Source organism: Algoriphagus yeomjeoni, assembly GCF_003259505.1.
Taxonomy (GTDB): Bacteria; Bacteroidota; Bacteroidia; order Cytophagales; family Cyclobacteriaceae; genus Algoriphagus; species Algoriphagus yeomjeoni.
In genome coordinates this window covers 393,325-411,194 of the sequence record NZ_QLLK01000002.1, presented here as the reverse complement: position 1 = coordinate 411,194, position 17,870 = coordinate 393,325, and the positions used below count along the sequence as shown (strand labels likewise).

At 39.0% G+C, this 17,870-nt stretch carries 18 protein-coding genes; 6 read left to right on the top strand and 12 right to left on the bottom strand.

Features of this window, described 5'->3' with window-relative positions:
- Positions 1-291 precede the first annotated feature (291 nt).
- Positions 292-1,638, bottom strand: coding sequence for a Gfo/Idh/MocA family protein (locus tag LV83_RS05100; RefSeq protein WP_111610452.1), 1,347 nt, complete (start codon positions 1,636-1,638; stop codon positions 292-294).
- Positions 1,639-1,650: 12 nt separating this feature from the next.
- Positions 1,651-3,033 carry a 3-keto-disaccharide hydrolase gene (locus LV83_RS05095; RefSeq protein WP_111610451.1) on the bottom strand — a complete coding sequence of 461 codons (1,383 nt, stop codon included), beginning with the start codon at positions 3,031-3,033 and terminating at the stop codon, positions 1,651-1,653.
- 282 nt (positions 3,034-3,315) lie between these two features.
- Between LV83_RS05095 and LV83_RS05090 the strand changes: the two genes are divergently transcribed.
- On the top strand, positions 3,316-4,479 hold the full coding sequence (locus tag LV83_RS05090) for a THUMP domain-containing class I SAM-dependent RNA methyltransferase (protein WP_111610450.1): 1,164 nt from the start codon (positions 3,316-3,318) through the stop codon (positions 4,477-4,479).
- Positions 4,480-4,534: 55 nt separating this feature from the next.
- Here LV83_RS05090 and LV83_RS05085 read toward each other — a convergent pair whose 3' ends face one another.
- The 9 genes from LV83_RS05085 to LV83_RS05045 form a co-directional block, all read right to left on the bottom strand.
- A complete protein-coding gene (locus LV83_RS05085; RefSeq protein WP_111610449.1) occupies positions 4,535-6,046 on the bottom strand; it encodes a DUF4301 family protein in 1,512 nt (503 codons plus the stop codon).
- A gap of 94 nt (positions 6,047-6,140) precedes the next feature.
- Positions 6,141-6,341: a LytR/AlgR family response regulator transcription factor gene (locus LV83_RS05080; protein WP_262510736.1), complete on the bottom strand. Its 201-nt coding sequence runs from the start codon at positions 6,339-6,341 to the stop codon at positions 6,141-6,143.
- 81 nt (positions 6,342-6,422) lie between these two features.
- Positions 6,423-7,292: a 5-oxoprolinase subunit C family protein gene (locus LV83_RS05075; RefSeq protein ID WP_111610448.1), complete on the bottom strand. Its 870-nt coding sequence runs from the start codon at positions 7,290-7,292 to the stop codon at positions 6,423-6,425.
- Entirely contained in the window at positions 7,289-7,984 is a 696-nt protein-coding gene (gene pxpB, locus LV83_RS05070) for a 5-oxoprolinase subunit PxpB (RefSeq protein WP_111610447.1), read from the bottom strand. Before pxpB ends, LV83_RS05075 begins: the two co-directional genes overlap by 4 nt.
- A complete protein-coding gene (locus LV83_RS05065) occupies positions 7,981-8,700 on the bottom strand; it encodes a LamB/YcsF family protein (protein ID WP_111610446.1) in 720 nt (239 codons plus the stop codon). The genes pxpB and LV83_RS05065 overlap by 4 nt, the downstream gene beginning before the upstream one ends.
- A 63-nt stretch (positions 8,701-8,763) precedes the next feature.
- Complete coding sequence (locus LV83_RS05060; RefSeq protein ID WP_111610445.1) at positions 8,764-9,273, bottom strand: YdeI/OmpD-associated family protein; 510 nt, start codon at positions 9,271-9,273, stop codon at positions 8,764-8,766.
- 65 nt (positions 9,274-9,338) lie between these two features.
- The gene (locus LV83_RS05055) at positions 9,339-10,784 is read right to left on the bottom strand and encodes an ATP-binding response regulator (protein WP_111610444.1); all 1,446 of its coding nucleotides are present in this window, start codon (positions 10,782-10,784) and stop codon (positions 9,339-9,341) included.
- Between the two features lie 9 nt (positions 10,785-10,793).
- The gene (locus LV83_RS05050; protein ID WP_111610535.1) at positions 10,794-11,237 is read right to left on the bottom strand and encodes a response regulator; all 444 of its coding nucleotides are present in this window, start codon (positions 11,235-11,237) and stop codon (positions 10,794-10,796) included.
- Between the two features lie 91 nt (positions 11,238-11,328).
- On the bottom strand, positions 11,329-12,768 hold the full coding sequence (locus LV83_RS05045; protein WP_111610443.1) for a sensor histidine kinase: 1,440 nt from the start codon (positions 12,766-12,768) through the stop codon (positions 11,329-11,331).
- A gap of 187 nt (positions 12,769-12,955) precedes the next feature.
- Here LV83_RS05045 and LV83_RS05040 point away from each other — a divergent pair, with 187 nt between their 5' ends.
- The 5 genes from LV83_RS05040 (at position 12,956) to LV83_RS05020 (ending at position 16,368) form a co-directional block, all read left to right on the top strand.
- Entirely contained in the window at positions 12,956-13,108 is a 153-nt protein-coding gene (locus LV83_RS05040; protein ID WP_111610442.1) for a lmo0937 family membrane protein, read from the top strand.
- A 184-nt stretch (positions 13,109-13,292) separates the two neighbouring features.
- On the top strand, positions 13,293-13,544 hold the full coding sequence (locus tag LV83_RS05035; RefSeq protein ID WP_111610441.1) for a hypothetical protein: 252 nt from the start codon (positions 13,293-13,295) through the stop codon (positions 13,542-13,544).
- A gap of 134 nt (positions 13,545-13,678) precedes the next feature.
- Positions 13,679-14,059 (top strand): response regulator, encoded by a 381-nt coding sequence (locus LV83_RS05030; RefSeq protein ID WP_111610440.1) that lies wholly within the window; start codon positions 13,679-13,681, stop codon positions 14,057-14,059.
- Positions 14,060-14,062: 3 nt separating this feature from the next.
- Positions 14,063-15,475: a sigma-54-dependent transcriptional regulator gene (locus tag LV83_RS05025; protein WP_111610439.1), complete on the top strand. Its 1,413-nt coding sequence runs from the start codon at positions 14,063-14,065 to the stop codon at positions 15,473-15,475.
- Between the two features lie 404 nt (positions 15,476-15,879).
- The gene (locus LV83_RS05020) at positions 15,880-16,368 is read left to right on the top strand and encodes a Dps family protein (RefSeq protein WP_111610438.1); all 489 of its coding nucleotides are present in this window, start codon (positions 15,880-15,882) and stop codon (positions 16,366-16,368) included.
- Between the two features lie 303 nt (positions 16,369-16,671).
- Here LV83_RS05020 and LV83_RS05015 read toward each other — a convergent pair whose 3' ends face one another.
- Positions 16,672-17,700 carry a sugar phosphate isomerase/epimerase family protein gene (locus LV83_RS05015; RefSeq protein ID WP_111610437.1) on the bottom strand — a complete coding sequence of 343 codons (1,029 nt, stop codon included), beginning with the start codon at positions 17,698-17,700 and terminating at the stop codon, positions 16,672-16,674.
- Between the last annotated feature and the right edge of the window lie 170 nt (positions 17,701-17,870).

Sequence of the window (17,870 nt, the reverse complement as noted above, 5' to 3'; positions counted from 1 at the left end):
GTGAAATGCATTCCTAGTTATGTTGTACTTTAAGGCATATTTCCGGCAATTTATTTTTAAGAAAAATCTAATTTTTGACTGGCTCCGATGTCTTCTTACCCCCTTTGCGAAGCCACTTATTTAATGCAAGTTCTTAGGAAGACTTCCTATACTTTACACTGTCTTGCTTTGGGTTTAACTACAAAAAGGCCAGCATGAGCTGACCTTCTGTAGTTAAGTACATCAATAGTACTTGAAATTATAATTTATTGTTTATGCTAGAAATTCTTTATTAAATTTTTTAAAGATGAATCAAACCTTTGGTGGCTCCCAGCCTTTTTCATACGATCTAGTCCAAAGCGCTGATGCTTTTTTGGAGTTTTTAATATGACCATTGCTAGGGTCGCAAATCAAACTTTCACCTGTTCTATAGCTGATATTTGCCAAATGACAGAGTAGGGTACTGACTGCACCTTCTTCGATATTGGAGTTTTGCTTTTCCAATCCGCGTACTGCATTGAAGAAATTGACGATGTGAATTGTGCTCATGTCACCGCCACCGCCAAGTGCAGTTCCAGCTTCATTGCCGCCGGACATATTGCTTTTTACTTCTTTTCCGGAACGGTCAAATTGCTTATAGCCACCTCGATCTACATAGACGGAGCCTTCTGTGCCGTAGATGATTGTACCACGATCTGATCCGTAGGTTTTATAGCTGTTTCTACTTTTGCCATCCCATTGGATCACAGAACCATTTCCGAATTTGAAAGTAGCGTCCATGGTATCATACATCACCCAGCCATCATCTGCAAAGTGTCGCTTATCAGCAGTCACCTGTACTTCACTTGGGTAATCGACCTGAAGTGCCCAGCGAGCTACATCCAGTTCATGTGTGGCATTGTTTCCAGTCTCAGCAGTTCCATAATCCCATCCGTACCAGTGCCAGTTGTAGTCCCAAGTGTCATGAGTATAGGCTTTTCTAGGAGCTGGACCTTGGAACATTTCCCAGTCCAAACCAGCCGGAGCTGCGGCTGCTACAGGATTTGGTACTGCGCCACGGTTATTACTATAAAATGCTTTTGCCATAAATGCCTTACCGATTGCCCCATTATGGATGGCGGAAATGATCTCACGGCTTTCTGGTGCTGAGCGCTGCTGATTACCCATTTGCACCACTTTATTGTACTTCTTTTGCAGAGCTATTAGCAATTCTCCTTCATGTGGATTGTGGGAGCAAGGCTTCTCCACGTATACATGCTTTCCTCTTTCCAAAGCCAGCCAAGTACCTGGTGCATGCCAGTGGTCAGGAGTTGCGATAATTATCGTATCTACCTCCTTGTCATCCATCACTTTCATGACATTTTGCTCCAATTTGGGGGTATAGTCTATGTGCTTCTGGAAATTCTTGGCGGCTTTAGGCATCTGAGATTCCATGGCATCACAGAGGTACAGCAGGTTTACATTGCTGGATTTCAACCCAATTGGCTCGTAGTACGCGCCAAGACGCCTTCCTAAGCCTGCTATAGCGACGTTTAGTCGTTCATTTGCACCAACGATATTCGCATATGATTTTGCAGTAAAAGCAGCTGAACCTAATGCAGAAAATCCTATGGTAGCAGCAGCGGATTTTTTGATAAAGTCTCTTCTGTTATTTTTCATGGATTTTGGGTTTTAGTTTAAGGTCTTGATCTTAATGTTTTTGAAACTTACATCGTCTCCGTGGTCTTGAAGAAGAATGTGCCCTTTTTCTGCTTCGCCAAAGTTATCCCATTTCTCATATTTACTGATTGCAACCAAATCACGGAATTCCTGAGATCCTCGTACATATTCTACTACTTTCACACCATTTAAGTAATGTGCTACATTATTATCTGGGGTGACTACTACACGTCCTTTGTTCCATTCGCCGACTGGCTTGATGAACCTGGCATTTTTGTCTGCTTTGATTAAGTCATAAAGTGAGGCCATCGTACGATTTCCGTCTCTTCCCATTTTGGCATCAGGGTGATTATCATCATCCAAAACTTGGTATTCTAGTCCAATGGCCGAACCTTTATTGCCCTCTGATAAAGTCACGAAATACTTAACACCCGAATTAGCTCCTTCGGTCAATTTGAATTCAAAAGCTAAATCAAAAGCCGAAAATTGCTCTGTAGTCACAATATCACCTGCATTGGCAGATTCACGACCATCTGATGCAGCAATATTCAACTCTCCGTCTTTTACCGACCAACCTGACTCTGGGAAAGTTTCTTTGTATGCACCTCTCCAACCTTCAGAGTTTTGACCGTTGAAAAGTAATTTCCATCCATTTTCTTTCTCATAATCTGTCAATGAGTTTAAGCGATTGTTTACTACAAAAATATCTTTGTCAAACGCCATTGATTCCAGATTCTCAGTTTGAATTTTCACATTTTTAAATGTGGTTTTTCTCCCAGCATCCTCTGCGTTACGAATGCTGTGCACTTGTAAACCGATAAATCCTGTTTTGTCCATATCATCGACAACATAGGCTACAGGCTGACCATTTACCCAAGTTTTGATTTCATCACCAATAGCTTCGATTCTGTAATGATTGAATTCACCCATTTTGAAAGCAGTCTTTGCTGCTGGGTTGAGGTCCAGCGGATATAACCAGCCTCTTCTGGCTTCGTCATATAATCCACCTGACCATGCTCTTTCGGAAGGATCTGCTTCGATTTGATAGCCATAAACTAATCCATTTCCATCTCTGGCAGCCGGGTCAAATTGGCCTCTTGCCATCACACCAGAGTTACTGGAGGAATGCTCGATTTTGAGGTCAAGCTCCAAAATAAAGTCGCCGTATGTTTCTTCAGTAATCAAGAAAGTATTAGGGGAATCAGCCACAGCAGAGCCTACAATAGTCCCATCTACCACTTCAAAAGTGGCAGTTCCTGCTACAGTTTTCCAACCGCTTAGGTCATTTCCATTAAATAAATCTTTCCAGCCATCGTCAACTTTTTGCTCGCCAGCACAGCTGACAAGGACCGCAGAGGTAATTAAAACCGCGAGAATGTTTCGGGTATATTTCATAAAATTCAGGTGTTGTTGTTCAATATAAAAGTCAAGATTTAGTGCGATTGCAGCAAACGCAATTCCGTTAAGTTACGCAATCGTTTGCGAGTAGTCCTTTCAAAAATTGATGAATCAAGAAGCTGGAAGGAAGAATGGAAAAGAATCTTATGATCGTTGATTTCCTGATTATCTTCCTTTTAGTTTACTATGGGTTTTCCCGATCTCGATTTGTGAACCTATCCCAAAGAATCAACTCCAGGTTTGAGAAGTACTTCTCATTGGCATTCATTACTTTTGCGCATGCTTGATTTTAATCTCAAAGGAAAAGTTTTTATCACCTGTAAGGATCGCTCTGTTTCTTACTTGGAAAAAGAAGTACGTGAACTGGGATTTGTGCCCGAAGCTGTCACAAGAACAGGAATAGAATTAAGAGCTACCATGGAAGAATGTATGGATCTCAATCTTCATTTGCGCACAGCCTCCCAAGTTCTGTATGAAATCAAGTCTTTTTACCTGCGAAATGCAGACGATATCTACCGCAGATTCAAGGCGATTCCTTGGGAAGATTATCTGGATGTGGATGGCTATTTCTCTGTAAATTCTGTTGCAGAAAATGAAAGTATCACAACTCCGCTAATTGTCAATGTCAAAGCTAAAGATGCTATTGTTGATCGATTTCGCGAGCTGAAAGGACGCAGACCGGATTCTGGTTCGGATTTTAATGGCTTGGTTTTCCAGGTTTATTGGAAGGAAACCCAGTGCTCGGTTTACATCAATACTTCAGGAGATACACTTGCAAAGCATGGTTACCGTAAAATCCCAGGAAAAGCTCCTATGATGGAAGCACTGGCAGCCGCGACGATTTACGCTACGGAGTGGAATACCCGAGTTCCTTTTATCAATCCCATGTGTGGATCTGGGACACTGGCGATAGAAGCTGCATTGATGGCGACGAAGCGTTATCCGGGGCTTTACAGAGATCATTATTCATTTCAGCACCTATTGGGCTACGATGAGCAGGCCTTTTTGGCAAAGAAGAAAAAGCTGGAAAGTAAAATCATAGAGCTTCCTGATTTGAAAATTATTGCCTCTGATATTTCGTTACAGGCGATTTCTTTTGCGCAAGAGAATGCGATTACTGCGGGAGTGGATCACATGATCGAATTCCAGGTATGTGATTTCGCGGAAACAGAAATTCCTGAGCGTCCTCGTGGCGTGATCATGTTCAACCCGGAATATGGCGAAAGGCTAGGGGAGAATGATGAATTGGAACTAACCTATAAGAGAATGGGAGATTTCCTGAAACAAAAATGCGCCGGATACAGAGGGTATATTTTCACCGGAAATCTTGAATTGGCCAAAAAAATAGGACTTAAAGCCAGCCGAAGAATCGAATTCTGGAATGGAACGATTGACTGCCGCTTGTTGAAATACGACTTGTACGAAGGAAAAAAAGAAGAGTGAATTTTGAAAGCTGAAGTCAAAAATCTGAAAATTTTAGACTTCAGCTTTTTAATTTTTATTGGTGTTCGTCCCTTAACAAATCATTCACCGTTTTCACTGGGTTGAAGGTGATCAGCGGAACTTCTACGAAGATAGTATTCCATCCAGCCATAGCTCCGTTCCAAAGCCCAGGTAATTCAAGCGCTTTGAGATCTTTGCCGCTTTTTGATTTCTCAGTGATAAAGCCAGTCATCATATCTCTGTATTGCAACAGGTCAAATGACTCTCCTTTATAATTTCTGGTAGCACATACCAAATCAACTGGATTGAAGTGGGTAGCTGCGTTGAAGTGTTCTTTTGCGGCGGGATCGTTCAAATCGATCTGGGCAGTTTCTAGGATTTGAAGTGATTGGAATCCATCTTCTTCCATTACCCAGAATGGGCCTCCTCCTGGTTCTCCTGTGTTTTTCACCATTCCACAAACACGTATTGGACGGTCGAGTTTGACTTTCAAAAATGCAGCTTTAGCCTCAATGGAAAGGTGAGAAAAATCCTCTGGGACTTTCACCCCCAAATCATTTGTCAATACTTCTTCTGCTTTAGCTACGGATTGTTCGTTTTCTCTTTTATCTAAGTCACTAAGTGCGGCAAAGACTTTTTCCTGAGCTTCCAGAAGCATTCCGCCTATGGCCATTTTATAGGTTTTAGTCTCGTCTTTCAATCTATCAGGAACCACATTATCCACGTTTTTGATAAAGATCAGGTCAGCGGATACATCATTAAGATTTTCTAGCAAAGCTCCATGTCCAGCTGGTCTGAAGAGGATACTTCCATCTTCTTCCATAAACGGTGTGTTATCTGTGTTTACAGCGATGGTATCGGTAGATTTCTTCTGCTGAGAGTAGCTGATTTCGAAGTTTACTCCAAACTCTTTCTCTATTTCCGGAAGTATCTTTTCTATTTCCGCTTTGAATTTGGGAGCATGCTCAGGAGAAACTGTGAAGTGTATTTTGACTATAGACCCTTTCCCGACAGCATATTGCACTCCCTCGATCAGATGCTCATAGGCAGGAGTTCTTCTACCGTCTTTGTAGCGGTGAAATTTCAATAATCCTTTGGGTAAATTTCCGTAACCAAGCCCTTCATCCAAAAGTAGCGCAGCCAGAATGCTTTTATAATCTTTTGTGTCAAGCGCATGATATATGCTACTTCCCTGACCTTCTAAGACTTCATCAAGATCTTCATAAAAGGCAAACTTCTCGATGTTGTTCATGAATTTCTGAACAAAAGCAGATTTGCTGATATCGCCATCACCTTCCAGAAAAGCGAAAAGATCTTTAAACATTCGAGATGCCGCCCCACTGGCAGGAACAAATTTCAAGACTTCAACTTTGGATGCTTTTTCTGGATAGGTTATCAAGAAATGCCTTAGCTCCTTATCACTCAAAACTTTTATTCCATCTCCAGGTGTGGCTGGTGCTGTGATATTGAGAAAAGGGAAGCCGTTTTCGAAATGTTGAATTTGTTGTGCTACGGTATCAGGGTTCATTCCCTGAGACAAAATATTTGATTTTAAGCCTGCATCCATGGTTTTTGGGTTATAAAAATGATACGTTAAGATAACAGGCTATTTTACTTCACTCAAATTTGAATCGTGTTTTTTGGGAATTTTTTTAAAAAAGTCAAATTCCCATTCGCTTCATGAAATCATCTCTCTTGGAATTGGAAATACTGACTTGCTTATCATTGTTCATGACGATGTAGCCTCCTTCAGATTTGACGAATTTTTTCACCTCTTGTAGATTGATCAAAAAACTATTGTGAACTCTCATAAAATTCATGTCAGTCAACAAGTTTTCATATTCCTTGAGGTTTTTACTAATAACTAGCTTTCCATCACACAGACCCGACTAAGGGTAGATAATATTTTGAATTAGCCAGTTTAAAAAAAAAGCTCTGAGAAATCAGAGCTTTTTTAGTTTAAAAATGATTTTTTCTTGTGGCTTTTTTTGAGCGATGAGTGAAATTGAATGTTCTGTAAGTTGTAGAATTCTAGGGTATCCTCCAGTAACTTGAGCATCCATCATCAACACTAATAATCTACCTCCTGAGGTAAGTTGGACTGTTCCAGGGAAAGCTGCTGAAGTTGCCATCTCAGGGATATTGTTTGGAAGTAATTCCGTGAGTTGAATTGCCATTCTGTTTTTTAGATCCGAGATCGTGAACTCACTGGATTCAAGCTTTTCCTGTGAATCTTTATCTAATAAGTTCCATTCAGGCCCAGGATAAGCTGCTATGATTTTTTCCTGTAGCCAACTTGTATCTAGTTTTACTTTGGAAGCAGTCATCTTTGGGATTTCCTGAATTGTGAAATAGGGGATACTTTGCTCTTTTTTGGCGGAACCTGACTTTGTAATTCCTTCAAACCAACTTCTGGAGTTCATCATTTTCTCAGCCTGAAATCCATTTTTGATGCCTAGATAAAGCACTGCCCCAATTTCCATAGAGCCGATTTCCAGAAGATCATTTGCTTGAATAGGCAGTAAACTGGGATTAGAAAGAACATTTCCATTAAGCTTTACAGCTACTTTGGCACCACCAAGGCAAATCAAAGTAGGTGCATCAAATTTTACATTCAATCCCGGCTGGCAAATTTCCAGAGCTGCGTCAGATTCTTCGTTTTGAAGCAAATGATTTACCCAAGCAAACGAGCGCAAATCCAAAGTCCCAGAACTGGGAACGCCAAACTGGGCAAATCCAACTCTCCCCAAATCCTGAATGGAGGTTCCAGGACCGGTTTTTAGGATTTTCATATAGCCGATATCCCGTATCATCTGAACTTTGGTGGTTTAGGATTTCTTTTTAAATGCTCAAATTCCTGAAAAGTAATTGGAGTGAATTTTATTCTCTCTCCAACTTCCGCAAATACTGGGATGTCTAAACTAGGGTTAAATAAAGGTAGTGGAGTTTGACCTATCAAATGCCAGCCACCGGGACTGGAAGAGGGATAGATTCCAGTTTGTACGCCGCCGATAGCTACAGAACCAACTGGAACTTCTCGATCTGGAACGCTTTTTCTTGAAGTATGAAGGGTTTTTGGAAGTCCATTTAAATACATGAATCCAGGTAGAAAACCATAGAAATGAAGCCTGTAAAGTGGCTTGGAATGCAGCGTTATTAATTCTTCTACGCTTATCTTTTTAGTCTTTGCTAAGGATTCCAGATCTCGGCCAGTCTCTGAAGCATAGCACACTGGGATTTCCCAGATTTTTTCTGGCAGTGAATGGGTTGATTTTTCCAAAGAAATGGATTCCAGCCAGTTTTTGATTTCAAAATCTATTCTCGGTTTTGAAAATAAAACTGAAACGGTTTTGAATCCCATTCGAAGTTCACACAGTTCAGCGCTAAAGTCTTTTTCAAGTGCCGATTTGAAGCCTAGTTGCTCTTCTAGCAATAGATCTGACACGTTGGATTCCCATTCAAATTCACAAATCAAAGGAGAGATTTGTTTGAACTTCGGTTTCATGTCCAGAATTTTTTTCTGATTCTTGGCAAAAAGTCCTGTATTCCTGGATTGTCTCCATGGAAGCAAATGGTGTCAGGCTGGAAAGGTAGTTTTTTGCCTGAATCTGATAGCAAATAGCCTTTTTCAAGCAAAGATTTGAGCGGGGGGGAGATTTCACTTTCTGAAATCAAATGAGACCCAAATACTGACCTTGGCACCAACTGGTAATTATCCAAATACCTTCTGTCTCCAAAAACTTCAACTCGCTGGCACAAATTCTTCTGCTTGATGTACTTTTCCAACTGAGAATGTGGGGGAGCAAAAATCGGGGTATTGTGGAAATGACTAGCGATAAAATCTGTGAGACTATCCGCCAATTCGGCGTCCGCTGCGGCTTCATTGTATAAGGCTCCATGGAATTTGATGTGATCCATTGTGATTCCAGATTTCTCTGCCAATTGTTCAAATTTTAATATTTGAACCAAAATTGACTTCTTAAGATCCTTATCAGAAATCTTCATAGTTTTCCTTCCGAAATTCTTTTGATCAGGATAGGAGGGATGAGCACCAACTTTTTTCTTGTAAATCAAAGCTAATTCCAAGCTTTCATTGATTGAGTTTTCATCCCCAAAGTGACCTCCACATGCAATACTGGCTGTATCTATGAATTGAAAGATCTGTTTTTCGTTTGGCATGCCTTCACCTAAATCACAATTTATGTCTGGCAGTTTCTTCATTATAGCGGTAAAAATTGAGTAAAATTCAAAATACAAAAAGTAAGCTAAGACAGCGCGTATTTACTATAACTTATTGTAATACTTTATCAACTCATTCAGTTGCTTGTAGTCTAACTTTCCTTTGACGAGTTTGAGATGATGAATAATTGCTAGTGCTTTCTTCATTCGACTTTCCGGATTTTTCACCTTTGTCACAGTATAAACCATCATTCGTTGCTTTCCTGGAGTTAGACTTTTGAAAAAGGTAGCACCTTCCTCATCCTGATCCATCAGGACTTGAAGTTCTTCTGGCATTTCATGGCCATATTCGCTGTGATCTCGATCTATTTTAAGCGAAAAGGAGGTCTCTTCGGATAGGTTCAACCGCTTGCGCAGCTCCTGATTAATCAGGACATACCAATAATCCTTTGCTTTCATCAGCGCCATATGAAATGGTCCTTCGTTTTTTATCCATACCAAAACCCGACGATGATTTTCATCCATCATTTGCTTGGAGATACCATCGGAAATTGGAATGTGATATTGCCAATGGTTGAACTCAAATGCAGCTAATTTCCCTTGAAATTCTATCATTAAAAGTATTTTGCAATAGATAGTTGGAAGTCGATTTCACCCTCTCTTTAGGGTACTTAGATTATTTAACTCGGAATATTAAAAGTGATTAAAAAAGAAGTCCCTTTACCTACTTCACTTTTTACTCGAATAGATCCACCATGACTTAAAATGATGTTTTGCGTATTGGTAAGCCCAAGACCGGAGCCAGCTGCTTTGCTGGTAAAGAATGGTTCAAATAGTCGTTCTAGATTTTCCTTGGGAATTCCTTCACCATTATCCTTGATTTCAATTCGGCATTGATTTTCTTTAATGGATGTTTTTAAAATGAGCTTTCCTGCTTTTTCTGGAATGGCTTCTATTGCATTTACAATAAGGTTTATCAATGCGATTTTAATTTTTTCACCATCTACACTTATGTCGCAGATATCGGTTTGATATTGTTTTTGAATGGTAATTCCCTTAAAATCTATCCGGTCATTGACATGCTCCAGCGCTTCATCTAAAAGGGTATTGATCGAATGATTTTTAGCATCCAATTCTGTGAATCTTGTGCTATCTAACAGTTGAGTCACCAGATGATTTATTCTGTCGCAATTCCTGCGGATAACGTCAATCAAATCTCCACTTTCTACTAACACTGACTCAGGTAGCTCCATATGAAGCTGGTCAGCAGATAGGAGAATGGTGGTCAATGGGTTTTTGACCTCATGCGCAAGCAGCCTCGCTATTCTGCCTGTAGAAGAGAATTTTTTAAGATTATGTTCTTCCTCTTCTTTCGCTTTGATGGCACTTAGATCTTTGATAAGAACTTGATAAATATTTACATCCTGCTTGACTATGCTTATCAAGCTATTGATGGAATGGCCATGTTCGATAGTCAAGAGGGCTTCCATATCGTATAGCTCCTCGCCATTTAAGAATAATTGCTCCAATTCTTGACGTGAAGATTCATCAGGCAATAAGTCTTTGAAATAATAAGTTTCATCAGAATTTGGATCATGTGCTTTGAGTCCGAATTTTTTCTGAAAGGCGGGATTGACTTCCAAAATTTCACCTTCGTAATCCATTAAAAGAAATGGATCAGTGGCGAGCTCGAATATCGATCTGAACTTAACTGCTGCACTAGAAAGAGACTCCATCAACTGCGCGTCTCGAATAGCATATCTCAGCGTTCTATCGAGAGTCTGCGCATCAAATTCACCTTTAACTAGGTAATCTGAAACGCCAAGGTTAAGCGCTTCTTTATCGATGTTTCCGGTACTCATACCCGTGAGCATGATTACAGGAGCGTGTTTTCTAACTAATTTTATCTCGCGGATAAGTTCTAATCCTGTGTCTTTCCCTAATCTGTAATCGACTAAGAACAGGTCAAAGCTTTCATCCAGTTTTGGAATGGCTTCCTCAAGACTAGTAGCTCCTTCTAGTATATAGGTGGTATCAGTGATTTTTTTGAGAAGACTAGATGCCAATAAAAAATCATCTGGATCATCGTCTACATAAAGTACTTTTATAATTTTTCCGCTAAACATATTTTTTGATTAGTCTGGTAACAATACAGTTTTCGACCAATAATTTTCAATTTCTTCAGTGACTTTGACTAATTCTTCAAATGATCCAGGCTTTGTGATAAAGCTACTTGACCCCATTTTATAGGTAATCTGTATATCATCAACATTACTGGACGTAGTGAATATAATGACCGGAATAGATTTAAGGTCTTCGCAACTTTTAATTTCAGCGAGCGCTTCTTTACCACCTACTCGAGGCATATTAAGATCAAGCAGAATAATATCTGGTCTAGGGTATTTCAGCAGGTCATTGTATGGTGCGATGCGCTTTAAATATTTCAAAAGTGCCTCACCATCATCAACGCAGGTGACTTTTTCCTTTGGTAAAGTTCTTTCAAAGGCTTTTAAAATTAATAATTTATCATCTTCATCGTCTTCTGCGACTAGGATTTGGATGGGTTTCTCGAAGGACATGAGCATGAAGTCTTTGACGAACAAGGGTTAGATTCTGATGAAAAGATAGGTATGATTTTTAGAAATAAAGCTAGTCCTAACTATTACTGTATTAAGTACTGATAAATGGCAGGATTATGTTAAATATGGCGCCATTAGAAGGACTACTCTCTGCAAAAATTACTCCGCCATTTTTCTCGATGATTTTGCGAGTAATCGAAAGTCCTATACCGGTCCCTTCATATTCTTTCTTGCCATGTAACCGTTGGAAGATCGAAAAAATTCGATCCGAGTATTCTTTGTTAAACCCAATTCCATTATCAGATACTTTAATTAAATGATATTTCTCTTCTTTATCAAGGGTTGGAAATTTTTTCACAAGTTCAGTACTTGCTGCTTCTGAAGTAATTGAGATTTCTGGATTTGTGTCTGGTTTGGAGAATTTGATTGAATTTGAAATTAGGTTTTGAAATACTTGTCGGTACTCTGTTTCAGCACCATAGACATCAGGTAAATTCCCTACGTTTATTTTAGCAGATTTGTCTTGAATGGCCACTTCTACGTCTTCAAGCATCTCCGTGATGACTTTTGACAGTTTTACTTCCTTAATTTGGTCATTTTCAATTTTACCGGCTCTGCTGTATTCCAAAAGATCGGTAATTAATCGCCTCATCCGAATTGCAGCTGCTGTGATACGATTAAGGTATAGTTCTCCATCGCCTTCTAGTTTATCGGCAAATTGTTCTTTAAGTAGGTCTGAAAACGCTGTGATTTTTCGTAGTGGCTCTTGCAAATCGTGGGATGCGACATATGCAAATTGTTCCAGTTCCTTGTTGGAGTCATCCAGCAGGTTTATTTGATCTTTGAGTTTTTCCTGAAAAATAGTTCTGTCACTATCTGCAGCCACTTGAGCTCTATTGTATTGGTAGATAGAGAAAAAAGTCACCAATCCAATAGTGATTGAAAAGATAGAAATAAGGCCAACGATAAAAGGTAATGCATTGATATTATTGATCAAGCTTTGGTTTCTTTCCTGGAAAAGATTGTTTTCAACTTCATTGATGCGTAAAACCGCATTTTTTATCATTATATAGCCACTAAGGGCATTATTGGCTTTACTAGAATCCAGGAATCCTTCCAAATCGCCATGTTCTTCGATGTAGTCAATGGTAGCTTCAAAGGTCCTGACTCTAGTGTTTATTAAGCCTCTGAGTTCTTCAATATTATTCTGTTGCACGCCATTGTCCACTGTCAAATTCTGCAATTGTGTCAACAAAACGTCTGCATCAATATTGGATTGCCTATAGTTTGTCAAAAACTCTTCATTTCCAGTGATCACGTAACCCCTGATGTTAGTTTCTCTCTCAAGAATGCTGGAATACAACTCGCCTGCTCTCTGCAGTACATTTGAGGTATGCATGACCGCATTGGTATAAAATTCTATTCTTCCCGCTGTCCAATAAGAGATAGCACTTCCCACCACAATCAGGATTAGAGTCACGATCGAGTATATTTTGACCTGACGGATGGATGGGTTTTCGTTCTTTGTCATATAGATTTTCCTTGAATTGGGGAATTTGTTACTCAAAAATACCGACGGGTTTTCCTTAAATATTTAATCAATCGTGATTATTAGGCTATTTAGAGGATTTGGCGACGGTTTCATTGATTTGTGTTAAAAAGGCATACCACTTGAGTTAAAAGATATAAACTAGATAACCAACCTAAACAACAACACTATGAGTTCTTTATTGTATTTCATCGCAGTCATTCTGGTTATAGGCTGGCTCGTAGGAGTCTTCGCTTACAGCGCCGGAGGATTAATCCATGTATTACTGGTAATAGCAATTATTGCTGTGATTTTCAGATTGATTTCTGGTCGATCAATTTAGATGCAAGCGAAAACTTGCTAGCCCAAATAACTAAATTATAAAGGTCAAATGGAAACTCATTCGAGATTTGACAGTTATACAAGCAAAGGAGTTCAAGTTTAAGTTCGATTGCAAACAATTCAAGAGACCTTAAATTGAAAACTTCAAAGAAAAAAATATTTAATCTCTAAACTTAAAAAACACTATGACTAAATCAGCAGTAAATAAAACACTATGGTTAAGCGGACTTATAACCGGAGCATTGGTAGGAGCATATCTTTATAAAAATAAGGATGATTTTGGACCGCAAAAAAAGAAATTGAATAATCTTATTGGTGACTTTCAATCCCTTCTTGGTGATATGAAGACTAAGTTTTTGGAAGTTAAGTCTGAAGGAGTAGAGGCGACTAAATCCGCTATTCAGGCAGCAAAAGAAAAAGTAGAAAAAGTGAAGTGAAAATAGGTTTAGAATTTGAAAAGGTGCGGCTTGTTGTCGCGCCTTTTCTTACATCTTTTCCACATGTAAAATTACTACCTGACAATTAAAAAAAATGAATGTACCTAGGATTGAGGAGCTAAGAAGACTACGTGATGAAGAATAAACTAATATTAGTTATAGATGATGAGCCTGAAATCAGATCGCTTTTATCCAGATTTTTGGGCAGAAAAGGTTTTTCTGTCCTTGTCGCAGGTACACTAAAAGAGGGAAGAAAATTATTTAATGACTCTAAGCCAGAATTAGTATTCTTGGATGTGAACCTGCCTGATGGCAATGGCTTGAATGAATTAAAACATATCAACTCCAGTGAATTCCGATCCAAAATAATCATGATGAGTGCTTTCGATCATAACGAAGTAAAAATGGAAGCTATTCAATATGGAGCATTAGATTTCTTAAGTAAACCCTTCAACATTGCTCGATTGGATCAGGTAGTCCAGAGCCAGTTATTAAACACCTCCAACATCAAATAAATCATGGCTAAAATTCTCGTAATAGACGATAACATAGATATTTGTCAGCTTCTTGAAAGATTTCTGACTAAAAAGGGGTTTGAAGTAGAAACAACTATTTCAGGGAAAAATGGCCTTGACATGGTCAAAAAGACTTTTTTCGATCTTATTTTTTGTGATTTCAAGCTCAGAGATATGGAGGGTAGAGATGTGCTAATGAAAGTTAGAGAGATATCTCCAGGCACTCAAGTGGCAATTATTACAGGCTACGCTGATGTGAAAATTGCTGTTGAAGTGATCAAAAATGGTGCGTTTGATTACGTTACCAAACCTTTGATTCCTGATGAAATAATCAATCTAATTGAACGCGCACTAGCTGCATCTAAAGCAAATAAGTCAAACACAGAAACTTTTTCCAAAGCAAATAATCTCAAAAAAGATTCTAATTCGAAAGCTCAGAAAACAGACTCCAAATTTCTCAAAGGAACAGGAGCTGAGTCAAAGAAATTATATAAAGAGGTAGCATTAGTAGCACCGACTAGTCTTAGTGTGGTGATTTATGGAGAAAGTGGAGCTGGTAAAGAAAATATAGCTCGTACGATCCATGATCAAAGTGAGCGTGCCGGTAAACCATTCATCGCGGTAGATTGTGGAGCCTTGACCAAAGAGCTTGCAGGAAGTGAATTATGGGGTCACGAAAAAGGAGCTTTTACCGGAGCCTTATCAGAAAAACCCGGTCAATTTGAACTAGCTGATGGTGGGACAATTTTTCTGGATGAGATCGCTAATTTGTCTTATGAAACCCAAGTGGGATTATTAAGATTGGTTCAGGAGCGAAAACTGAGAAGAATAGGGGGGACTAAGGATAAGTCAATTGATGTAAGAATATTAGTAGCTTCCAATGAAGACCTTCGTAAATCTGTTTCTGAAGGTAAATTCAGAGAAGACCTTTATTTTAGATTCAATGAATTTAGTATTACAGTGCCTCCTTTGAGACACAGGACTGCCGATATCGAAGCATTTGCCTATCATTTCCTTGAGTTATCAAATGCGGAGTTAAATAAAAAAGTATTTGGTTTTGAAGAACAAGTGATGGATGTGCTGAAAGAATATCCTTGGCCTGGTAATCTTCGTGAAATGCTTAATGTGATCCGCAGGGCTACCTTATTAACTGACGGAGGTAAAATGTCTGTTTCAGCGCTTCCTCCAGAAATCGTCTACTCTCAAAAGTTTAATTTCATAGACTCAGATTCTGGAAACTCAGATGCTAAGCCAAGCAAAATACCATTGAATCTGAAGGATGCAGCAGCTGAGGCCGAAGCCGAAGTTTTGAAAAAAGTATTAGAAGAAGTGAAATACAACAGGACTCAGGCAGCAAAGCAATTGGGAATAGATCGAAAAACCCTCTTTAACAAAATGAAGCAATACGATTTATAAGTAATACATACATTTTAGCCCGGACTTAGTTCCGGGTTTTTTTTTGGAATTGTTTGCACTGCCAAAAGACCAGAATTGAAGAAAGTTCTTATTCCAATAATCTTAAATTGAAGTCAACGTTTTTTTCTATTCAGCTGCTTTTTGAGGACACTTTTATTGTAAAATACATAGCTGATGAGCTAATTTTTCAACGGATTGGGGAATTTTTTTCGGGAAGGTTTTGAAGCTGATAGGATTCTAATAAGCCTGTTTATAGATATAATTTGTCCTATGAAACGATTTTCCAAAGACTATTAGTCAAAGAGGTTAGTTGGCGTTAGTTCCTATGGGTGGGCTGATCATGGCACGCCCCTTGGATAATTAATAGTATAATTTTAAAACTTAATCTAAAAAAAGAATAACATATGAATACTCAAAAAGCAACACTCGGAAATCATTTGAAATTGGATAATAAAGCCATGAAAAATGTATCAGATAAAATGAATGATTTGCTGTCTGATTATCATATTTTCTACCAAAATGTGAGAGGGTTTCACTGGAATGTGAAAGGCGAGAACTTCTTTGACCTACACATCAAATTTGAAGAGCTATATACTCAGCTGTATGAAAATATAGATGAATTGGCAGAGAGAATTGTGACTATTGGATTCAAACCTTTACATGCATATTCCGATTATTTGAAAAACACCATTCACAAAGAGATCACAGATGTATCTAATGGTGATGAATGTGTGAAGCATGTAATTGATGGACTAGGAAGTCTAGCTCAATCTCATAGAAAAGCTGCTAAGGCCGCTGAAGAAGCTGATGATATCGCTTCGGCAGATTTGCTCACAACATTTGTAGGGGATCTAGAGAAGAGAATGTGGATGTTTACCATGTTTTCTAAATAATCCACAAGAACTATAAAACTTAATATGATTATCCGCAATGATGCCAGTCACCTTAGATTCTTTCTTTGGTTGGCTAGAAGACCGATGACCGATGACCGAAGCGGCCTCAAAGCTAGAGTATACCATCTATTAAGTCGCTTTTATCTATTTACTGGTAACAAAGCGGATATACATAAAACTTAATATTAAAAACCACAGCGGGAGCTGTGGTTTTTTTTTGATCAAAAAAAAAGCGGCGTGTTTCACGACCGCCGCTTCAAAAAATAGTTTGAAAAACTTTGCATGGAGAACAAAATCTTTGATCTAAGCTAGCACTTTTTCACAAAATTCAACACATTTCTGAACTTCTTTTACTGCATCTGAACCTTCAGGGACTTTGTACTCTAACTCTATGGTTGCCGGGAACTTATATTTATTTTTCGCAATAAGATTGAGTAGTTCTGGGATTGGTGTATCGCCAGTTCCCCAAGGTAGATTTCCTTTCCCATTTTCTGGCGTTTGTCTATCCTTGGTATGCATACTTAGGATGTGACTATGCTGTTTTTCTATCAAAGGAATCAGGTCTGTATTTCCGGCAGCGATGTAATGCCCAGCGTCTAGATTCAAGCCGTTTCTTTTGCTTTGCTCCAAAGCCGTATCCCAAAATGTGAAAGTCTCTTGCTCATGTCCATGATAACCGACCGACATCTTATATTTCGCTCCCAATTTCCCTAATCGAAGCGTATGCTCATCATTAGAAGGATGTTCAAGCGTGACGTGCGAAGCACCAAGAGCTTTTGCAGCTGTCATACCGTAAGCTATTTCCTCATCGGAGGCATTCATTCCGAAGGCATTAGGCTTGAAAGCATAAATACTTACGCCTGCATCTTTATACATTTTCCGCATTTTCTCGAAAGGAGCAGTTCCTACTTTACTTCTCCACTCTGCGACTTCTTTTGAATAGGCATCAGCTTGTGCATTCAAATCAGCTAGCTTGGCTTTCTCCTCAGCGTTGAGTTCTTCACCTCGTCTTTGTTTGTTTCTCAAGGGATACATTTCCTGCATATTCACAGGATTTACGGGCTTGCCTGCGAAAGACTCAGCAGGATCTCCCATGAGTTCTATAGCCGAAAGTCCTGAATCCACCACGTATTTGAGCGTAGCTTCAGCACTTTGATCAGGCATGGATCGGAATGAGTAAGTGATGCAACCCACCTGTACTCCATTGATCAAAGAGTTTGGCTTGTTGAAGGACTTGATTATAGCTGGAGCACCTTGCAGCCAAGACGGGGCTAATGCAAGTCCACCTATGCCAAGGGCTGATTTTAGGAGGAATTCTCTTCTATTTTTCATATTGTTTTTGGGTTTCAGAGTTAAGTCAAGTAACAAATTACTATTTACTTTCTCTTTTTTAGGGAAAAGTTTACACCTAATTTTATTTTCGTGCTGGTTGGTCAAATACTAATTTAAAGACCCAGCTGATTAAATGTAAAGAGATGGATTACAAAGAGAGAAATATAGAG

What these genes read in the sequence shown, in the direction of transcription:
- LV83_RS05100 (WP_111610452.1), bottom strand. Translation starts at nt 1,638, where the DNA reads ATGAAAAATAACAGAAGAGACTTTATCAAAAAATCCGCTGCTGCTACC.
- LV83_RS05095 (WP_111610451.1), bottom strand. Translation starts at nt 3,033, where the DNA reads ATGAAATATACCCGAAACATTCTCGCGGTTTTAATTACCTCTGCGGTC.
- LV83_RS05090 (WP_111610450.1), top strand. Translation starts at nt 3,316, where the DNA reads ATGCTTGATTTTAATCTCAAAGGAAAAGTTTTTATCACCTGTAAGGAT.
- LV83_RS05085 (WP_111610449.1), bottom strand. Translation starts at nt 6,046, where the DNA reads ATGGATGCAGGCTTAAAATCAAATATTTTGTCTCAGGGAATGAACCCT.
- LV83_RS05075 (WP_111610448.1), bottom strand. Translation starts at nt 7,292, where the DNA reads ATGATACGGGATATCGGCTATATGAAAATCCTAAAAACCGGTCCTGGA.
- pxpB (WP_111610447.1), bottom strand. Translation starts at nt 7,984, where the DNA reads ATGAAACCGAAGTTCAAACAAATCTCTCCTTTGATTTGTGAATTTGAA.
- LV83_RS05065 (WP_111610446.1), bottom strand. Translation starts at nt 8,700, where the DNA reads ATGAAGAAACTGCCAGACATAAATTGTGATTTAGGTGAAGGCATGCCA.
- LV83_RS05060 (WP_111610445.1), bottom strand. Translation starts at nt 9,273, where the DNA reads ATGATAGAATTTCAAGGGAAATTAGCTGCATTTGAGTTCAACCATTGG.
- LV83_RS05055 (WP_111610444.1), bottom strand. Translation starts at nt 10,784, where the DNA reads ATGTTTAGCGGAAAAATTATAAAAGTACTTTATGTAGACGATGATCCA.
- LV83_RS05050 (WP_111610535.1), bottom strand. Translation starts at nt 11,237, where the DNA reads ATGTCCTTCGAGAAACCCATCCAAATCCTAGTCGCAGAAGACGATGAA.
- LV83_RS05045 (WP_111610443.1), bottom strand. Translation starts at nt 12,768, where the DNA reads ATGACAAAGAACGAAAACCCATCCATCCGTCAGGTCAAAATATACTCG.
- LV83_RS05040 (WP_111610442.1), top strand. Translation starts at nt 12,956, where the DNA reads ATGAGTTCTTTATTGTATTTCATCGCAGTCATTCTGGTTATAGGCTGG.
- LV83_RS05035 (WP_111610441.1), top strand. Translation starts at nt 13,293, where the DNA reads ATGACTAAATCAGCAGTAAATAAAACACTATGGTTAAGCGGACTTATA.
- LV83_RS05030 (WP_111610440.1), top strand. Translation starts at nt 13,679, where the DNA reads ATGAAGAATAAACTAATATTAGTTATAGATGATGAGCCTGAAATCAGA.
- LV83_RS05025 (WP_111610439.1), top strand. Translation starts at nt 14,063, where the DNA reads ATGGCTAAAATTCTCGTAATAGACGATAACATAGATATTTGTCAGCTT.
- LV83_RS05020 (WP_111610438.1), top strand. Translation starts at nt 15,880, where the DNA reads ATGAATACTCAAAAAGCAACACTCGGAAATCATTTGAAATTGGATAAT.
- LV83_RS05015 (WP_111610437.1), bottom strand. Translation starts at nt 17,700, where the DNA reads ATGAAAAATAGAAGAGAATTCCTCCTAAAATCAGCCCTTGGCATAGGT.